Here is a 16,437-nt window from a genome sequence, read left to right as displayed (position 1 = left end):
CAAGGCTCCTAGGGGTTGGCACCCACCTGTTCCGATGGGTCATACCCAGAGGCCAAGCCAGATCGAAAAAACTATCGCGCAAGTGAAAAAAAAGTTTCAGGCGGGCACCACGGTCACCCAATAACGAGTGCGCCGTTCGATGCGCACCGGCAAGGTGGTAGCCAGCAGCGCCAGGGCGGCATCGGTGTCGTCCAGCTGGAAACTGCCGGTCACGCGCAAGCCCGCCACCGCCTCGCTGCAACGCAGCAAGCCCGGGCGGTAGCGGGAGAGTTCGGCGAGCAATCGATCCAGGCGCATGCGCTCGGCCGGCAGGATGCCGCGCAACCAGGCCAGGGCCAGGAAGCTGTCGACGGGGCTCGGCTCGGCGACGCCACGGTTGTCGATGCGGGTGCGCCAACCGGCCCGCAGCGGCACCACTGCCGGATGCTGCCGCGCGCCGACCTGCGCCAGCCCGCGCAACACCGCCACCTCGGTGCCGTGGCGATCCTGCCGCACCAGCAGGTGGGTGCCGCGGCTATAGAGCACCGCGTCTGCGGTCAGCAGTTGCAGCGACGGCGATTGCGCGGGCCTGTCCAGGGCCAGTTCGCCCTCGATCAACTGCCCGCTGGATTGCTGCGGGCTCAAATCCAGGTTCACCGCGCTGGCGGTGTTCAGCCACAGCGAACCGCCGTCGGCCAGGGCCCAGCGCCGCCGCTCACCGACGCCGGTGCGGTAAGTCGCCAGGGCCGAACGCAGCAGGGTCGAGTCCGCGCCCTGCCAGGAAATCCCGCCGAGCAAGCCGAGCGCCAGCAAACACTTGAGCACCTGCCGGCGCTGCCGTGGATCAGCCCCGGCCGTCTCCAGGGCCCGGCGCGCCGTGGCATCGGCCAATAGGTTGGCCCCCGGCTGCAACAACAGCGGCAAACTGCTGACCCGCTGCCAGGCGTACTCGTGCTCGGCACTGGCCTGCCGCCATTGCTGCAAGGCCGCCTGCTCGGCGACACTCATCAGCCCGGACTGGGCCTTGACCAGCCAATCGATGGCACAGTCCCGCACCCGCGGATTGACCGCGGCACCGCTCATTCGAAACGGCTCGCGTAACAGACCGCGAACGCCTTGCCCATCGCCCGCTGCACCTGGGCCACGCTCAGGCTCAACTGCGCGGCGATCTGCGGGTAGGTCAGGCCGTCGAGCTGGGACAAGAAGAAAATCTGCCGCACCCGCGAGGACAAGCCCACCAGCAGCGAATCCAGCTCCAGCAGGGTTTCGATCATCAGATGCCGTTCTTCCGGCGACGGCTCCTCACCCACCGGCCGCGCCGCCAGCGCTTCCAGGTACGCCCGCTCGATCGCCTGACGCCGCCAGCGGTTGATCAGCAAGCCATTGGCGATGGTCGCCAGGAACGCCATGGGCTGGCGCAACTCGCGCACATCCTCCTGGGAGCGCAGCACGCGGATAAAGGTGTCGTGCGCCAGGTCCTCGGCATCGGCGCTGTGCCCCAGACGCCGGTGCAGCCAGCCCCGCAACCAGCCGTGATGGTTGGCATACAACTGGGCGACGGGCGAGACGGTGCTGTGGCTGGGCATGGGAGATTCGCACTAATGATAATGCTTCTCATTTTATTGTTTGCGCGGGGAACTTGTACAGCCTTGGAGAACGGCCCGCCTCCGGAACAGCTCTTCGCGCACCACTGCCCACTAGCACATGTGACCTATAGGCGGCCCCATGGCGCCATGCTGAAATAAATCCCTCTATTGAGTCGGACTTGGCAGGGGGTGGCGGTTCTGCCCCCTGATTTTCACGTTGCTGATATTCCCCCCTTCAAGGCGCGCGAAAAAACCAGGGCGAAACGCTATTAAGGAAAATACGCCATGAATAAGAAAACTCTCCTGGGCCCTCTGCTCCTGCTGCTGGCGGGCACCCTGGCCGGTTGCTCGACCACCCCCAACGTCCTGCAAATCCACAAAGTCACCGCCGAAACCATTGGCCTGGCCTCCACCGACGAACTCACCATGGGCCCAGTGACCAAAGGCAAGGAAGACTTCCTCGGCGGCTCGGAACTGACCTTCAAGGCCACCACCGCCAAAGGCCGCGTCTTCAACTGCTCGACCTTCATGACCCCGGGAATCCTGCTCGACCCGCCGAAGTATTCGCGGCTGACTTGTACGAATTGAGTGGGTTGTAGTGGGTAAAGCGAAAAGCCCCGATTTGTCGGGGCTTTTTGTTTGGGTCGGCCAGAGGATGGTCGGGGGAAAACGCCAACCCGAAAAAACATTGTCATCAACAGAAGCGCGACATTTCAAACAGGGCTCTAACCTTTTCGCGCCTGAATCGGATATGAAAGTGTGGGTCAGCCAGTGATACGCAGGGCTTCTCTTATGGCTTTGCCCAGTCTCCTTTGCATTGATCCAATCGGTCCTCATCAGTCCCAACGCCTTTCTCGGTGTCGATGTTCCCATTCAGGTCGAGATAGATATGGGTGTTCGGCCATTTGGGCGTGATGCTGACGCAATGATGGCGGCCCTTTTCGCTCCACCAATCCAACCGCATGAAAAAGTCTTCGCCTGGAAATATAAAGCCGTTATCTGATGTTCCGCCTCCGGGTTGCATCCGTCCTTTATATATCCGGTGCTGCACGTTCCAGATGTACTTCAGCTCTTCCTTGCCGTTTTCGGCGTAATGAACGGTTACTGTCGGTTCAAGAATGCTCTGCCCTATAAAAATCAATACCGGTAGTAATGGAATCAACAGCAGCCAAGCGCACCCAGATCGCCCCTTACTTGCATTTGTGGTCGTCAATCTAATTTCCCCAGCACGGCTAGTTTGAAACATAAAGCATGTGCCTCATCAAAAACTATCGAACTTGCCCCCACGTTCCATCCTCTCTCAGAGCACATACTCAATGGCTTTAACACCTATCACAGACACAAACATGATTCCGAGCAATCCTCGCAAGCTCCATTGCAACACAAGGAATTTTTTCTTAAGCGGTTTCGGAAAGCTTTCCAAATCTTCAACACTTACGCCTCCATGCTTAAGGTAGATATCTGGAAAACTGACAATCGATGTTATTCCGCCCATCAACAATAGCTTGCCCCAAGGCCCAACCTGCCGAAGAGGAGCAAGCCTTACTACAGCCTGGCAATTTCTCAGTAGTTCCAAGTATTCATCCACGGATGTATACGCCAAACGCAGGCACACACAGATCCAAACGAACATGCCTAGAATGACGGCAATGCACGAGATAGAAAAAAATTCATATAGAAATCCCACAAAAGTCACTGATCAACCCTAAAGCGCATACAGCTTTATAATTTTTAAACCCAGTGCACATACCACGCCCGCAGTTAACAAACCGATAGCGCACCACTGCAATCGCACCAGCTTTTTCTTAAGCTCGACAGGAAGCCCAGTCAAATCATCGACACTGACACCCCCATGCTTAAGATAGATACCTGGAAAGGTAACAATCCCCGATATCCCGCCTACCAGTAAGATCTTTCCAAAAGGCCCACCATGCCTAAGTGGTGCGCGATTCATAACCGCCGAACAATGCTTTAAAAGCTCGAGGATTTCGTTGAGGCGGGTATATGCCAAGTACAGACACGCACCGATCCAGATAAACAAACCAATGATCAGGACTCCACCAAAAAGAGCCAGAAAGTCGTGCATGGAAATAATCAAATTTATCGACTCCTTTCTCGGAAAATTCATTCCCCCAAAAAACCGGTCTTCTTTCCCTAAGGGCCAACCTCGCTACTACTATAACTTTCCTTCCACCGCACTATCTAACCAAGCCCATATACTTACCCACACACCAAAGCAACAGGAACAGCACAAACAAACCTGCACCTACTCGATACCAGATCATCAGCTTACGTTTAAGACCTGGAGGAAATTTATTAATATCCTCAACACTGGCACCACCGTCACGGATATAAATTCCAGGCCAGGCTATAACCCCAATAACACTCCCCATCAGATACAACCGCCCTGCCGGCCCGGCCTTCCTGAACGAAGCTTTATTCATGATCGCAGGGCAATTTTTAAGCCGCTCAAGCATTTCATCCGTTTCGGTGTAGGCCATATACAAACCTGTTCCGAGCCAGACAATCAGAGCGCCAAAGTCTGCCAATCCCAAGTAGAGAAAGATCGTACTGAATGTCTCATTACTCATTTACTGTTCTCATAAATCATCTCCCCAAAACTCTCACCTAACGCTCCTCCCAAGCTACCAGCCCCCCAAGAGCTAACTCCGACTACCACAAGCCCGCATACTAAGGCCCCGGTTCCAGCGGTTGGCATTCCCAAGGCTAAGCAGATAGGCCCAGCAACAGGAGTCAGCAATGCACCTGCCGCCGCACCTCCTGACAACGTACCGATGAAGCTCCCTCCTTCTGTTAACTTCACTCGCTCACACGCCTCACGATCCCCCGCCGTACACACATCCTGAACCTTCATATACGAAGCTCCCCCGCCCAACCCGATCCCCAACCATCCCGCGTACTTCACATACTGCGCCGCCCTTGCCACGCCCTGCATATGCGTCGCATACCCCGGTATCTGCCCTGGCGCCCCGGCCAGCGTCCAGTGATGCACCAGGCTGCGGCTGGAAATGCCCAAGGCCGTTTTCAACTTCGGGTGCTCGGGAAAACCGATCCCTACCCGAGTAAATGCCGTCAGCCGGGTATCCAGTTGGGCCAACAATCGCTTGCGTTCGGCAAGGAAGTCGGCGGAACGCAGGTGGCCATATTGCTGGAAACTGCGTTTATGCAGGCCCTCGATATCCCGCAGCGAGGCTTTCACATCCTCCAGGTTCTTGGCGAAGATCGCGGTGCCCACACCCAATGCGGTCGATCCCTGAGAGGCAAAGGATTCCAGCAAATGACGATTGCGCGCCAGAAAGCTGGCTTCTTCGTCGCTCATCGGTGCCAGTGCCGCATTGACCTTTGCCGCCGCTTCCATCAGCCAGGCTTCCTCGCGGCTGCATTGGAGGTTGGCCGGGTCGCTGAGGACAATCAGTTGGCCTGGCTTGGCGTAATCGGTGAGCTGCGGATTGAGGGTACGGAATTTTTCCAGCACAGCGCTATCGGGTCTGGCGAAGAGGATGGATTCCAATGCCACGCGGGACATGGGCTGTTCGACGATATGAAATCCCGGCTCAATACCCTGTTGCAGACTAGCCATGGGTGCCTCGGGCGCGGCCAGCGGGCTGACCAGCGCGTTGGCGACCTGGGCTTTTTCAGTGAGGTCGGGATCGGCCAGCAGGGAAGCCATGCGCTGTTCGTCCACCGTGCCATCGGTGCGGATAGCGCCCAGGGTGGCGAAATTGACGATGGCCGCTCCGGTCGCAGGAGCGAAGGTAAAACCGCCAAAGGTGTCGCTGGAGCCCGTAGTAATGGTGCCGCCATGGCTGGTGGGACTGCCGAGGTGGGCCATGGGCCGACCATTGATCAGAATCGAGGGGAAGCCGGTGGTGATGACTGCGCCGCAGCCACAGGTGTCACCGACCCGGGCCGAGCCCATGCCGTTGATGCTGACGTCCATGGCGGCGGAAACGATGGAGGTGGTGCCGTGTCCCGGTATCGGGCAGACATGGCTGTCGCCGAGGCGAGCTGAAGGCGTCATGTAGGGTCCCTGCGCTATGAATGAAGGCGCCTCCCGCCCGGGAGACAGGGGACGCTAGCGCAGGAGCAGGGATGAAGACTTTAAGGCGTTTCTTAAAAAGCTAATGAGCGACTACAGCGAGCCGGGAACAACCCGCCTCAGAAGTTCGCCGGCGTGTTGGCACTAATAATCTCCGCCTCATCCGCCCCAATATTCCGAAACTTATGCGGCAACGTAGTCGGAAAATAATACCCATCCCCCGGGTTCAGCACGCTTACCTGCCCGTCCACCGTGAGTTCCACGGTGCCACGGGTCACAAGCCCACACTCCTCCCCTTCGCTGTGCACGATCGGCTCGTCGCCGGAGCTGGCGCCGGGGGCGTATTGCTCGCGTAGAAAGCGCATCTGGCGGCTGGGCAGGGCGGCGCCGATCAGTAGCAGGCGGGCGCCGTCGCGGCCGAGGTCGGGTTGTTCGTTGGCGCGGAACACGTATTGGTGTTCGCGGGGGGGCTGGTCGAAGGTGAAGAAGTCGGCCAGGGACATGGGGATGCCTTCGAGCAGCTTTTTCAGGGAGCTGACGGAGGGGCTGACGCGGTTCTGTTCGATCAGGGAGATGGTGGCGTTGGTCACGCCGCTGCGTCGGGCCAGCTCGCGCTGGGACAGTTTGTAGCTTTCGCGAACGAGTTTGAGTCGTGTGCCCGTGTCCATAGCAGCCTTGTGTGAGGTGTACTTGAGGGTATTTCGGCGCTTGGGTCGCGATTGTCGCGATTTGGGTGCCTCTGGAGCCTGAAAGGCGGCTATTTAAACATGTTTGACGGTTGTGCTGTAAAGACTGGCGATAAGGGGTTGATGGGGGATTTGGCGGTGGGTGGGCGGGGCCTCTTGGAGGTCCTGCGGACCTCATCGCAGCCTCGCTGGGGCTTGGCAGCGGCTACAAAGGCGGCACCGATCCCTGTAGCCGCTGTCGAGCCTTTGGCGAGGCTGCGATCGACCGCGAAGCGGGCGCCAGGCCTGGCCACGCGGGGTGTCAGGTGGACCGCGTTATCGTTTATCGCGCGCAAGCTGCGCTCCTACAGAAGACGCGGGGTGGGCGCCCTCTCCTTTGCGGCATTGGGAGGGCGCCATTGGTTCAGATGCCGAGGCGGTCGCGCAGGGCGTAGTACGCCGCGCCCATGGCGGTCAGCGGGGCCTGGAAGGTGCGGCCGCCGAACATCGGCATATGCGGTAGCGAGGCGAAGGCGTCGAAGCGTTCGGCGTCGCCGCGGATCATTTCGGCGATCAGCTTGCCGGCCAGGTGCGAGCAGGTGACGCCGTGGCCGCTGTAGCCCTGCATGTAGTAGGCGTTCTTTTCGATGCGGCCGAACTGCGGCATGCGCGACATGGTCAGCAGGAAATTGCCGGTCCAGCGGTAGTCGATCTTCACGTCCTTGAGCTGGGGGAAGGTCTTGAGGATCTTCGGCCGGATCAGCTGTTCGATGTCGTCCGGCTCGCGGGCGCCGTAGACCACGCCACCGCCGTAGAGCAGGCGGTTGTCGGCGGTGAGGCGGTAGTAGTCCAGCAGGTAGTTGCAGTCTTCGACGCAGTAGTTGTTGCGGATCAGGCTGCGGGCCATCGGCTCCGACAGCGGTTCGGTGACCACGATCTGCGAACCGCAAGGCATGCTCTTGCGCGTCACCCGGGGGTCAAGGTCCTGCTGCAGGTAGGCGTTGCCGGCGATCAGCAGGTACTTGGCGCGGACCACGCCCTTGGCGGTGCGCACCACGTTCGGTTCGCCGTAGGTGATTTCCACCGCCGCCGACTGTTCGAAGATCTTGCCGCCCAAGCCGATGATGGCGCTGGCTTCGCCGAGGGCCAGGTTCAGCGGGTGGATATGCCCGCCCTGCATGTCCAGCAGGCCGCCGACGTAGGCGCTGGAACCGACTTCCTGGGCGATCTGCGCCCGGTCCAGCAGCTTCAGGTTGTTGTTGCCGTAGCGCTCCCAGCTGGCCTTCTGCTCGGCCAGGCCCTTGAACTGCTTGTTGTTCATCGCGGCGAAGATCCCGCCCGGGCGGTAGTCGCACTGGATGTCGTAATGCTGGATGCGCTGGCGAATGATCTCGGCGCCTTCGAAGATCATGCTGCCCAGCACTTCGGCGCTTTTTTCGCCATAGCGCGACTCGATCACATCGACATCGCGGCTGTAGGAGTTGACCAGTTGCCCGCCATTGCGCCCGCTGGCGCCGAAGCCGACCTTGGCCGCTTCGAGCACGGTGACGCTATAGCCCGCCTCGGCGAGGAACAGCGCCGAGGACAGGCCGGTGTAGCCGGCGCCGATCACGCAGACATCGCATTCCACCAATTCTTCCAGGACCGGAAAGTCGGCGGTCTGGTTGCGGGTCGCGGCGTAGTAGCTGTTTACATAGGTTTGCATTATCGAATTCTCCAGCGAGTGCCGGCCGTGGCCGGCCCCGCCGTTCTTATAGAGTCAGAGCTTGATCCAGGTCGCTTTCAGCTCGGTGTACTTGTCGAAGGCGTGCAGCGACTTGTCGCGGCCGTTGCCCGACTGCTTGAAGCCGCCGAACGGCGCGGTCATGTCGCCGCCGTCGTACTGGTTGACCCACACGCTGCCGGCGCGCAGGCCCCGGGCGAAGCGGTGGGCACGGCTGAGGTTGCTGGTCCAGACCCCGGCCGCCAGGCCGAAGATGCTGTCGTTGGCGATCGCCAGCGCTTCTTCCTCGGTGTCGAAGCTGATCAGCGACAGCACCGGGCCGAAGATCTCTTCCCGGGCGATGGTCATGGCGTTGGTCACGCCGTCGAAAATCGTCGGCTCGACATACAGGCCACCCGTGCTTTCCAGGGTCCGCGCGCCGCCGGCCAGCAGTTGCCCGCCCTGCTCCTTGCCGATGCCGATATAACGCAGCACGTTGTCCAGCTGGCGCTCATCCACCACGGCGCCAACACGGGTCTCCGGGTCCAGGGCGTGGCCCGGTTTCCAGGCCTGGAGCGCTTCCACCAGCAGCGGAATGAACCGCTCGCGGATCGAACGCTCCACCAACAGCCGCGAGCCGGCGGTGCAGACTTCGCCCTGGTTGAAAGCAATGGCGCTGGCCGCCGCTTCCGCCGCCGCGCGCAGGTCCGGGGCGTCGGCGAACACCACGTTGGGGCTCTTGCCGCCCGCCTCCAGCCACACGCGCTTCATGTTGCTCTGCCCGGAGTACACCAGCAGTTGCTTGCCCACCGCGGTGGAGCCGGTGAAGGCCAGCACGTCCACGTCCATATGCAGGGCCAGGGCCTTGCCGACAGTGTGGCCATAGCCCGGCAAGACGTTGAACACGCCTTTGGGGATGCCAGCGTCCAGGGCCAGCTGGGCGATGCGGATTGCGGTCAGCGGCGATTTTTCCGACGGCTTGAGGATGAACGAGTTGCCCGCCGCCAGGGCCGGGGCGAATTTCCAGCTGGCCATGATCAGCGGGAAGTTCCACGGCACGATGGCCGCCACCACGCCGGAAGCCTCGCGGGTCACCAGGCCCAGTTGGTCGTGGGGAGTAGCCGCGACTTCGTCGTAGATCTTGTCGATGGCCTCGGCGTTCCAGCGGATTGCATTGGCGGTGGCCGGCACATCGATGCTCATCGAGTCGCTAATGGGCTTGCCCATGTCCAGGGTTTCCAGGAGCGCCAGTTCTTCCTGGTGCGCGAGGATCAACTCGGCAAAACGGATCAGCACCCGCTTGCGCTCGGCCGGCGCCTGGCGCGACCAGACGCCGGACTCGAAGGCCCGGCGCGCCACCTGCACCGCGCGGTCGGCGTCGGCCTCGTCGGTGCTGGCGACGTTGACCAGAAAGCGCCCGTCCACCGGGCTGAGGCACTCGAAGGTGGCGCCGCTGGCGGCGTGGCAATACTGGCCGTCGATAAAGGCACGGCCTTCGAGGGTCAAGGACTGGAAGCGCTGCTCCCAGTCGCTGCGGGATTTAGTCATGGCAAATACTCAACGCAGGAAGAGGCACGGCCGTCAGACCGTGTGCAGGTACCAGTTGTATTCCAGGTCGGAGATGGAGTTCTCGAACTCGGCCAGCTCGCTTTCCTTGCAGGCGACGAACACGTCGATGTAGGTCGGGTCGATGTATTTGGCCATCACCTCGCTGTCGTCCAGCACGCGCAGGGCGTCGCGCAGGTTGCTCGGCAGGCTCGGTTCGCTCTGCTCGTAGGCGTTGCCTTCCATCGCCGGGCCGGGCTCGATCTTATTGGTCAGGCCGTGGTGAATGCCCGACAGCACCGAGGCCATCAACAGGTAGGGGTTGGCGTCGGCGCCGGCCACCCGGTGCTCGATGCGCACCGCGTCCGGCGAGCCGGTGGGCACGCGCACGGCCACGGTGCGGTTGTCGATGCCCCAGGTCGGCGAGTTGGGCACGTAGAACTGCGCGCCGAAGCGGCGGTAGGAGTTGACGTTCGGGCAGAGGAAGGCCATCTGCTCCGGCAGGGTTTCCAGCACGCCACCGATGGCGTGGCGCAGGGCGGCGTTGGTCTCCGGGTCTTCACTGGCGAAGATGTTGTTGCCCTGCTTGTCGAGGATCGAGATGTGCACGTGCAGGCCGTTGCCGGCCTGGCCCGGGTAAGGCTTGGCCATGAAGGTGGTGTCCATCTCATGGTCGTAGGCGATGTTCTTCACCAGGCGCTTGAGCAGCACCGCGTAGTCGCAGGCTTTGATCGGGTCGGAAACGTGGTGCAGGTTGACCTCGAACTGCGCCGGGGCGCTTTCCTTGACGATGGCGTCGGCAGGGATGCCCTGCTCTTTCGCGCCTTCGAGGATGTCCTGCAGGCAGTCGACGTATTCGTCCAGGTCGTCGATCAGGTAGACCTGGGTCGACTGCGGGCGCTTGCCGGAAATCGGCGAGCGCGGCGACTGCGGCCGGCCGTTCACGTTGTCCTGGTCGATCAGGTAGAACTCCAGCTCGAAGGCGGCGCAGATGGTCAGGCCCAGTTCGTCGAACTTGCTCACCACCTTGCGCAGCACTTCCCGCGGGTCGGCGAAGAACGGCTCGCCTTCGATCTCGTGCATGGTCATCAGCAGTTGCGCGGTCGGGCGCTTCTGCCAGGGCTCGACGCTCAGGGTGCCGGGAATCGGGTAGCAGATGCGGTCGGCGTCGCCGATGTCCAGGCCCAGACCGGTGCTTTCCACGGTGGAACCGTTGATATCCAGGGCGAACAGCGAGGCCGGCAGGTTGATGCCTTTCTCGTACACCTTGTGCAAGGCCGTACGTTCGATGCGCTTGCCGCGCACCACGCCGTTCATATCCGCAATCAGCAGATCGACGTACAGGACCTCGGGATGTTGTTTCAGGAAGGCGTTGGCTTCGTTGAGCTGAACGGCACGCAGTGGGACCGACATGATGCACCTATGTGTTAATTATTATGTTCAAGGCTGTTGCGTGGCAGCAGTCAATCCGAAAGAAAAAGTGAAGTCAAGGGCCGAAAACGGCCGGCCAGCGTCAATTATTTTGCCTCCAGAGATCCTTTGACCCCCTGCAAACTAGGCGGCTCGCGGGTTTCAGACGAAAAGCGTTTAGAATTTTTTACATGGAAGTTGTTAATTAAAATCAACGAGGCTAAGCTCTGGAAAAACTCGTTCCAGCGTGAATTTCGAGGTGATAAAAATGGCATCCAAGCCATTGATCGGCGTTACTGCGTGCGTCAAAGAGATCGGTCTGCATCCCTACCACGTCAGCGGCGACAAGTACTTGCGTGCTGTCAGCGTCGCGGCCAAGGGCCTGCCCCTGATCATTCCTTCCCTGGCGGACCTCATCGATACCGAGGACCTGCTGCAGAACCTGGACGGCCTGCTGTTCACCGGCTCGCCGTCGAATGTGGAGCCCTTCCACTACCAGGGCCCGGCCAGCGAACCGGGCACCGCCCACGATCCCCAGCGCGACGCCACCACCCTGCCCCTGCTGCGCGCGGCGATTGCCGCTGGCGTGCCGGTGCTGGGCATCTGCCGCGGCTTCCAGGAGATGAACGTGGCCTTCGGCGGCAGCCTGCACCAGAAGGTGCATGAACTGCCGGGCTACCTCGACCACCGCGAAGCCGACCACCCGGACCTGGCCGTGCAATACGCCCCCGCCCATGCCGTCACGGTGCAGCCGGGCGGCGTGTTCCAGGCCCTGGAGCTGCCCCACGAGTTCCAGGTCAACTCGATCCACAGCCAGGGCATCGACCGCCTGGCCCCCGGCCTGCGCGCCGAGGCCCTGGCGCCGGACGGCCTGATCGAGGCGGTATCGGTCGAGCACAGCGCCGCCTTTGCCCTGGGCGTGCAGTGGCATCCGGAATGGCAGGTGCTGTCGAACCCGGTCTACCTGCGGATCTTCCAGGCCTTCGGCGAGGCCTGCCGACAACGGGCCGCACAGCGCCGCTGAACGCTCGCGCCACACCCTGCGCCAGGGCCGCCGCCGCGCCCCGGCATTCGACACGCTTCAACACGCCCTGCCCCACGGCGAGCGCGCCCGCGCCCGCCCGACCTTCGGCGTGAGCGACACCCGGCAAGACCACAACAACAAATAGCGTCAGGCCGCCAGGACGGCAGCGCCGAATCAACCCGCCCCGCGCGGGTTGGCAATCAACCTTTGGCCCGGCCGTATTGGCCGGGCGACTGAAACCTGTTGGGAGTTTCACATGGCAAACGCCTCCAGCACTTACCGGAAAGCCCTCGAGGGCAACCCGAGCCCGCAGAAGGTTCTGGTGAAGATCGATCGCGTGACCAAGAAGTTCGATGAAACCGTGGCCGTGGACGACGTGTCCCTGGAGATCCACCAGGGCGAGATCTTCGCCCTGCTCGGCGGTTCGGGTTCCGGCAAATCCACCCTGCTGCGCATGCTCGCCGGCTTCGAGCGGCCCACCGAGGGGCGCATCCTGCTGGATGGCGTGGACATCACCGACATGCCGCCCTACGAGCGGCCGATCAACATGATGTTCCAGTCCTATGCCTTGTTCCCGCACATGACCGTGGCGCAGAACATCGCCTTCGGCCTCAAGCAGGACCGCCTGCCGGCCGACGAGATCGACGCTCGGGTCGGCGAGATGCTCAAGCTGGTGCACATGACCCAGTACGCCAAGCGCAAGCCCCCTCAACTCTCCGGCGGCCAGCGCCAACGCGTGGCCCTGGCCCGCTCCCTGGCCAAGCGGCCGAAACTGCTGCTGCTCGACGAACCCATGGGCGCCCTGGACAAGAAGCTGCGCTCGCAGATGCAACTGGAACTGGTGGAGATCATCGAGCGCGTGGGCGTGACCTGCGTGATGGTGACCCACGACCAGGAAGAGGCCATGACCATGGCCCAGCGCATCGCCATCATGCACCTGGGCTGGATCGCCCAGACCGGCAGCCCGGTGGACATCTACGAGGCGCCGGTGAGCCGCATGGTCTGCGAGTTCATCGGCAACGTGAACGCCTTCGACGGCACGGTGATCGAGGACCTGGAAGGCCACGCGGTGATCCACTGCCCCGAGCTGGAACAGAAGATCTACGTCGGCCACGGCGTCAGCACCTCGGTGCAGGACAAGTCGGTGACCTACGCCATCCGCCCGGAAAAGATGCTGGTCAGCACCACGCAACCCGAGCTGCGCTACAACTGGTCCCGGGGCAAGGTGCATGACATCGCCTACCTGGGCGGGCATTCGGTGTTCTACGTCGAGCTGCCCGGCGGCAAGATCGTCCAGTCGTTCATGGCCAACGCCGAACGCCGCGGCGCCCGGCCGACCTGGGACGACCAGGTCTACGTGTGGTGGGAAGACGACAGCGGCGTGGTACTGCGCGCATGAGTACCTCGACCATGACCCTCGACCGGAAACTGCTCCGTGTGCTGCCCAGCGGTCGCAAGCTGGTGATCGGCATTCCCTTCCTCTGGCTGTTCCTGTTCTTCATGCTGCCGTTTTTCCTGGTGATGAAGATCAGCTTCTCGGAAGCGGCCCTGGCCATTCCGCCCTACTCGGAGATCTACAGCTTCGCCGAACAGAAATTCCAGCTGCTGCTCAACGTCGGCAACTACGCGCTGCTGGTGGGGGACGAGCTGTACCTCTCGGCCTACCTCGGCTCGCTGAAAGTCGCCCTGCTCAGCACCCTGATGTGCCTGCTGATCGGCTTCCCCATGGCCTATGCGATCACCAAGGCCAGCAAGGAAGCGCAGAACGTCTTGCTGCTGTTGATCATGATGCCGACCTGGACCGCAATCCTGATCCGCGTCTACGCCTGGATGGGCATCCTCAGCAACAACGGCCTGCTCAATGCCTTCCTGATGTGGACCGGCCTGACCTCGGCGCCGATCGAAATCCTCAACACCAACACCGCGGTCTACATCGGGGTGGTGTACGCGTACTTGCCGTTCATGGTGCTGCCGCTGTACGCCAACCTGGTCAAGCACGACCCGAGCCTGCTGGAAGCGGCGGCGGACCTGGGTTCGAGCACCCTCAACAGCTTCTGGAAGATCACCGTGCCCCTGGCCAAGAACGGCATCATCGCCGGCTGCATGCTGGTGTTTATCCCGGTGGTCGGCGAGTTCGTGATTCCGGAACTGCTGGGCGGCCCCGAGACCCTGATGATCGGCCGCGTGCTGTGGCAAGAGTTCTTCAACAACCGTGACTGGCCGGTGGCCTCCGCGCTGGCGGTGGTGATGCTGGCGATCCTGATTATTCCGATCCTGCTGTTCAACCGCAGCCAGGCCAAAGAGATGGAGGGACGGGCATGAAACGTTACGGATTTTCCAGCCTGATGCTGGTGCTCGGCCTGGCGTTCATTTACCTGCCGATGCTGATCCTGGTGATCTACTCGTTCAACGCCTCCAAGCTGGTGACGGTCTGGGGCGGCTGGTCGGTGAAGTGGTACGCAGGCCTGCTGGACAACGCACAGTTGATGGGCTCGGTGGTGCGTTCCCTAGAGATCGCCTGCTACACCGCCGTGGCGGCAGTGGCCCTGGGCACCCTGGCGGCCTTCGTGCTGACCCGGGTCACCCGCTTCAAGGGCCGCACCCTGTTCGGCGGCCTGGTCACCGCGCCGCTGGTGATGCCCGAGGTGATCACCGGCCTGTCGCTGCTGCTGTTGTTCGTGGCCATGGCGCAACTGATCGGCTGGCCGATGGAACGTGGCATCGTCACCATCTGGATCGCCCACACGACATTCTGCGCCGCCTACGTGGCCGTGGTAGTCTCCGCGCGCTTGCGCGAGCTGGACCTGTCCATCGAAGAAGCGGCCATGGACCTGGGCGCGCGGCCGTTCAAGGTGTTCTTCCTGATTACCATCCCGATGATCGCGCCGTCGCTGGCGGCGGGCGGCATGATGTCGTTCGCCCTGTCGCTGGACGACCTGGTGCTGGCGAGCTTCGTTTCCGGCCCGGGTTCCACCACCCTGCCGATGGAAGTGTTCTCGGCGGTGCGCCTGGGGGTGAAGCCGGAAATCAACGCCGTGGCCAGCCTGATCCTGCTAGCGGTGTCGCTGGTGACTTTCCTGGTCTGGTACTTCGGCCGGCGCGCCGAGGAACGCCGCAAGCGGGCGATCCAGGAAGCCATGGAATTCACCGCCAACGAAGCGTTCCAACCCGCCACGCAACAGCGCGTGCCAGCGACGGCCTAAACCGTCGCGCTCGCGATACACCGCGGCGCCTGGATCGCAAGCAGGCTCGCTCCTACGGACCCGTACCACCCTGTAGGAGCGAGCTTGCTCGCGAAGGCGTCCAACCTGACACCCCGCGTTCCCCATGCAGCAATCTGCACAATAAGAAATGGAGTTGTACCGATGAAAATGTTTGGCAGGACTCTGCTAACACTGTCCTTGATGGGCGCGATGGTGACCGGCGCTCAAGCCAACGACAAGGAGTTGCGGGTCTACAACTGGTCGGACTATATCGCCCCGGACACCCTGAAAAAGTTCGAGGCCGAGACTGGTATCCACGTCACCTACGACGTCTTCGACAGCAACGAAACCCTGGAAGCGCGCCTGCTCACCGGCAAGTCGGGCTACGACATCGTGGTGCCGTCCAACAGCTTCCTGGCCAAGCAGATCAAGGCCGGGGTCTACCAGGAACTGGACAAGTCGCGGCTGCCGAACTGGAAGAACCTCAACCCGGTGCTGTTGCAGAACGCCGCCGCCAGCGACCCGGGCAACGCCCACGCCTTCCCGTACATGTGGGGTTCGATCGGCATCGGCTACAACCCGGACAAGGTCAAGGCGGTGCTGGGTGCGGACGCGCCGACCAATTCCTGGGACCTGCTGTTCAAGCCGGAGAACGCCGAGAAGCTCAAGGCCTGCGGCATCAGCTTCCTCGACTCGCCGACCGAGATGCTCCCCGCCGCCCTGCACTACCTGGGCTACCCGGTGACCAGCAAGGACAAGGCGCAGATCCTCGAAGCCCAGGAACTGTTCATGAAGATTCGCCCTTCGGTGACCTACTTCCACTCCTCCAAGTACATCTCGGACCTGGCCAACGGCAATATCTGCGTGGCCGTGGGTTACTCGGGCGATGTGCTGCAGGCGCGCTCCCGCGCCGAGGAAGCGGGCAACAAGGAAAAGGTCGCGTTCAGCATTCCCAAGGAAGGCGCCGGCAGTTTCTACGACATGATGGCCATGCCCAAGGACGCCACCAACGTCGACAACGCCTACCTGTTCATGAACTTCCTGATGCGCCCGGACATCATCGCCGAGGTCACCAACAGCCTCGGCTACAGCAACGCCAACGCGGCCGCCACGCCGCTGGTGGACGAAGCCATCCGCAACGACCCGGCCTCGTACCCGCCGCAAGCGGTGCTCGCCACCCTGTACGCGGTGCCCGACCAGCCGATCGCCATCCAGCGCGTGATGAACCGCGGCTGGACCCGGATCAAGCTCGGCAAATGACCC

Annotated in this window: 17 protein-coding genes; 6 read left to right on the top strand and 11 right to left on the bottom strand. The window is 61.9% G+C overall.

Annotated features, from left to right (window positions below; genetic code table 11):
* Positions 1–96: 96 nt before the first annotated feature.
* Both TO66_RS11680 and TO66_RS11675 read right to left on the bottom strand, forming a co-directional pair.
* Positions 97–1,062: a FecR domain-containing protein gene (locus TO66_RS11680; RefSeq protein WP_044462455.1), complete on the bottom strand. Its 966-nt coding sequence runs from the start codon at positions 1,060–1,062 to the stop codon at positions 97–99.
* On the bottom strand, positions 1,059–1,565 hold the full coding sequence (locus tag TO66_RS11675; protein ID WP_044462454.1) for a sigma-70 family RNA polymerase sigma factor: 507 nt from the start codon (positions 1,563–1,565) through the stop codon (positions 1,059–1,061). The genes TO66_RS11680 and TO66_RS11675 overlap by 4 nt, the downstream gene beginning before the upstream one ends.
* A 285-nt stretch (positions 1,566–1,850) precedes the next feature.
* On the opposite strand from TO66_RS11675, the gene TO66_RS11670 reads away from it, so the two are divergent.
* Entirely contained in the window at positions 1,851–2,153 is a 303-nt protein-coding gene (locus tag TO66_RS11670; protein ID WP_044462453.1) for a hypothetical protein, read from the top strand.
* Between the two features lie 202 nt (positions 2,154–2,355).
* On the opposite strand, the gene TO66_RS32530 is transcribed toward TO66_RS11670, so the two are convergent.
* The 9 genes from TO66_RS32530 to TO66_RS11635 form a co-directional block, all read right to left on the bottom strand.
* On the bottom strand, positions 2,356–2,778 hold the full coding sequence (locus tag TO66_RS32530; protein WP_256243303.1) for a hypothetical protein: 423 nt from the start codon (positions 2,776–2,778) through the stop codon (positions 2,356–2,358).
* A gap of 87 nt (positions 2,779–2,865) precedes the next feature.
* Positions 2,866–3,141 (bottom strand): hypothetical protein, encoded by a 276-nt coding sequence (locus tag TO66_RS32525; RefSeq protein ID WP_310732176.1) that lies wholly within the window; start codon positions 3,139–3,141, stop codon positions 2,866–2,868.
* 129 nt (positions 3,142–3,270) lie between these two features.
* Positions 3,271–3,663, bottom strand: coding sequence for a hypothetical protein (locus TO66_RS11665; protein WP_310732175.1), 393 nt, complete (start codon positions 3,661–3,663; stop codon positions 3,271–3,273).
* 100 nt (positions 3,664–3,763) lie between these two features.
* Positions 3,764–4,156: a hypothetical protein gene (locus TO66_RS11660; protein WP_044462451.1), complete on the bottom strand. Its 393-nt coding sequence runs from the start codon at positions 4,154–4,156 to the stop codon at positions 3,764–3,766.
* On the bottom strand, positions 4,153–5,607 hold the full coding sequence (locus tag TO66_RS11655) for a PAAR domain-containing protein (protein ID WP_044462450.1): 1,455 nt from the start codon (positions 5,605–5,607) through the stop codon (positions 4,153–4,155). The genes TO66_RS11660 and TO66_RS11655 overlap by 4 nt, the downstream gene beginning before the upstream one ends.
* A gap of 137 nt (positions 5,608–5,744) precedes the next feature.
* Positions 5,745–6,293: a cupin domain-containing protein gene (locus tag TO66_RS11650; RefSeq protein WP_044462449.1), complete on the bottom strand. Its 549-nt coding sequence runs from the start codon at positions 6,291–6,293 to the stop codon at positions 5,745–5,747.
* A 421-nt stretch (positions 6,294–6,714) separates the two neighbouring features.
* Complete coding sequence (locus TO66_RS11645; protein ID WP_044462448.1) at positions 6,715–7,995, bottom strand: FAD-binding oxidoreductase; 1,281 nt, start codon at positions 7,993–7,995, stop codon at positions 6,715–6,717.
* Positions 7,996–8,049: 54 nt separating this feature from the next.
* Positions 8,050–9,540 (bottom strand): aldehyde dehydrogenase, encoded by a 1,491-nt coding sequence (locus tag TO66_RS11640; protein WP_044462447.1) that lies wholly within the window; start codon positions 9,538–9,540, stop codon positions 8,050–8,052.
* Between the two features lie 33 nt (positions 9,541–9,573).
* Entirely contained in the window at positions 9,574–10,950 is a 1,377-nt protein-coding gene (locus TO66_RS11635) for a glutamine synthetase family protein (protein WP_044462446.1), read from the bottom strand.
* Positions 10,951–11,215: 265 nt separating this feature from the next.
* Here TO66_RS11635 and TO66_RS11630 point away from each other — a divergent pair, with 265 nt between their 5' ends.
* The 5 genes from TO66_RS11630 to TO66_RS11610 all read left to right on the top strand — a co-directional run bounded on the left by TO66_RS11630 (position 11,216) and on the right by TO66_RS11610 (position 16,434).
* The gene (locus TO66_RS11630; protein ID WP_044462445.1) at positions 11,216–11,971 is read left to right on the top strand and encodes a gamma-glutamyl-gamma-aminobutyrate hydrolase family protein; all 756 of its coding nucleotides are present in this window, start codon (positions 11,216–11,218) and stop codon (positions 11,969–11,971) included.
* Between the two features lie 256 nt (positions 11,972–12,227).
* Complete coding sequence (locus TO66_RS11625) at positions 12,228–13,370, top strand: ABC transporter ATP-binding protein (RefSeq protein ID WP_044462444.1); 1,143 nt, start codon at positions 12,228–12,230, stop codon at positions 13,368–13,370.
* Between the two features lie 41 nt (positions 13,371–13,411).
* Complete coding sequence (locus tag TO66_RS11620) at positions 13,412–14,293, top strand: ABC transporter permease subunit (protein WP_177330433.1); 882 nt, start codon at positions 13,412–13,414, stop codon at positions 14,291–14,293.
* Positions 14,290–15,174, top strand: a complete 885-nt coding sequence (locus TO66_RS11615; protein ID WP_044462442.1) for an ABC transporter permease subunit — start codon at positions 14,290–14,292, stop codon at positions 15,172–15,174. Before TO66_RS11620 ends, TO66_RS11615 begins: the two co-directional genes overlap by 4 nt.
* Before the next feature lie 162 nt (positions 15,175–15,336).
* Positions 15,337–16,434 carry a polyamine ABC transporter substrate-binding protein gene (locus tag TO66_RS11610; RefSeq protein ID WP_044462441.1) on the top strand — a complete coding sequence of 366 codons (1,098 nt, stop codon included), beginning with the start codon at positions 15,337–15,339 and terminating at the stop codon, positions 16,432–16,434.
* Positions 16,435–16,437: the final 3 nt, after the last annotated feature.

The organism is Pseudomonas sp. MRSN 12121, assembly GCF_000931465.1.
In the GTDB taxonomy this organism is placed as follows: domain Bacteria; phylum Pseudomonadota; class Gammaproteobacteria; order Pseudomonadales; family Pseudomonadaceae; genus Aquipseudomonas.
Note: the sequence above shows the minus strand (reverse complement) of the source record. Positions and strands in the feature narration are given on the sequence as shown.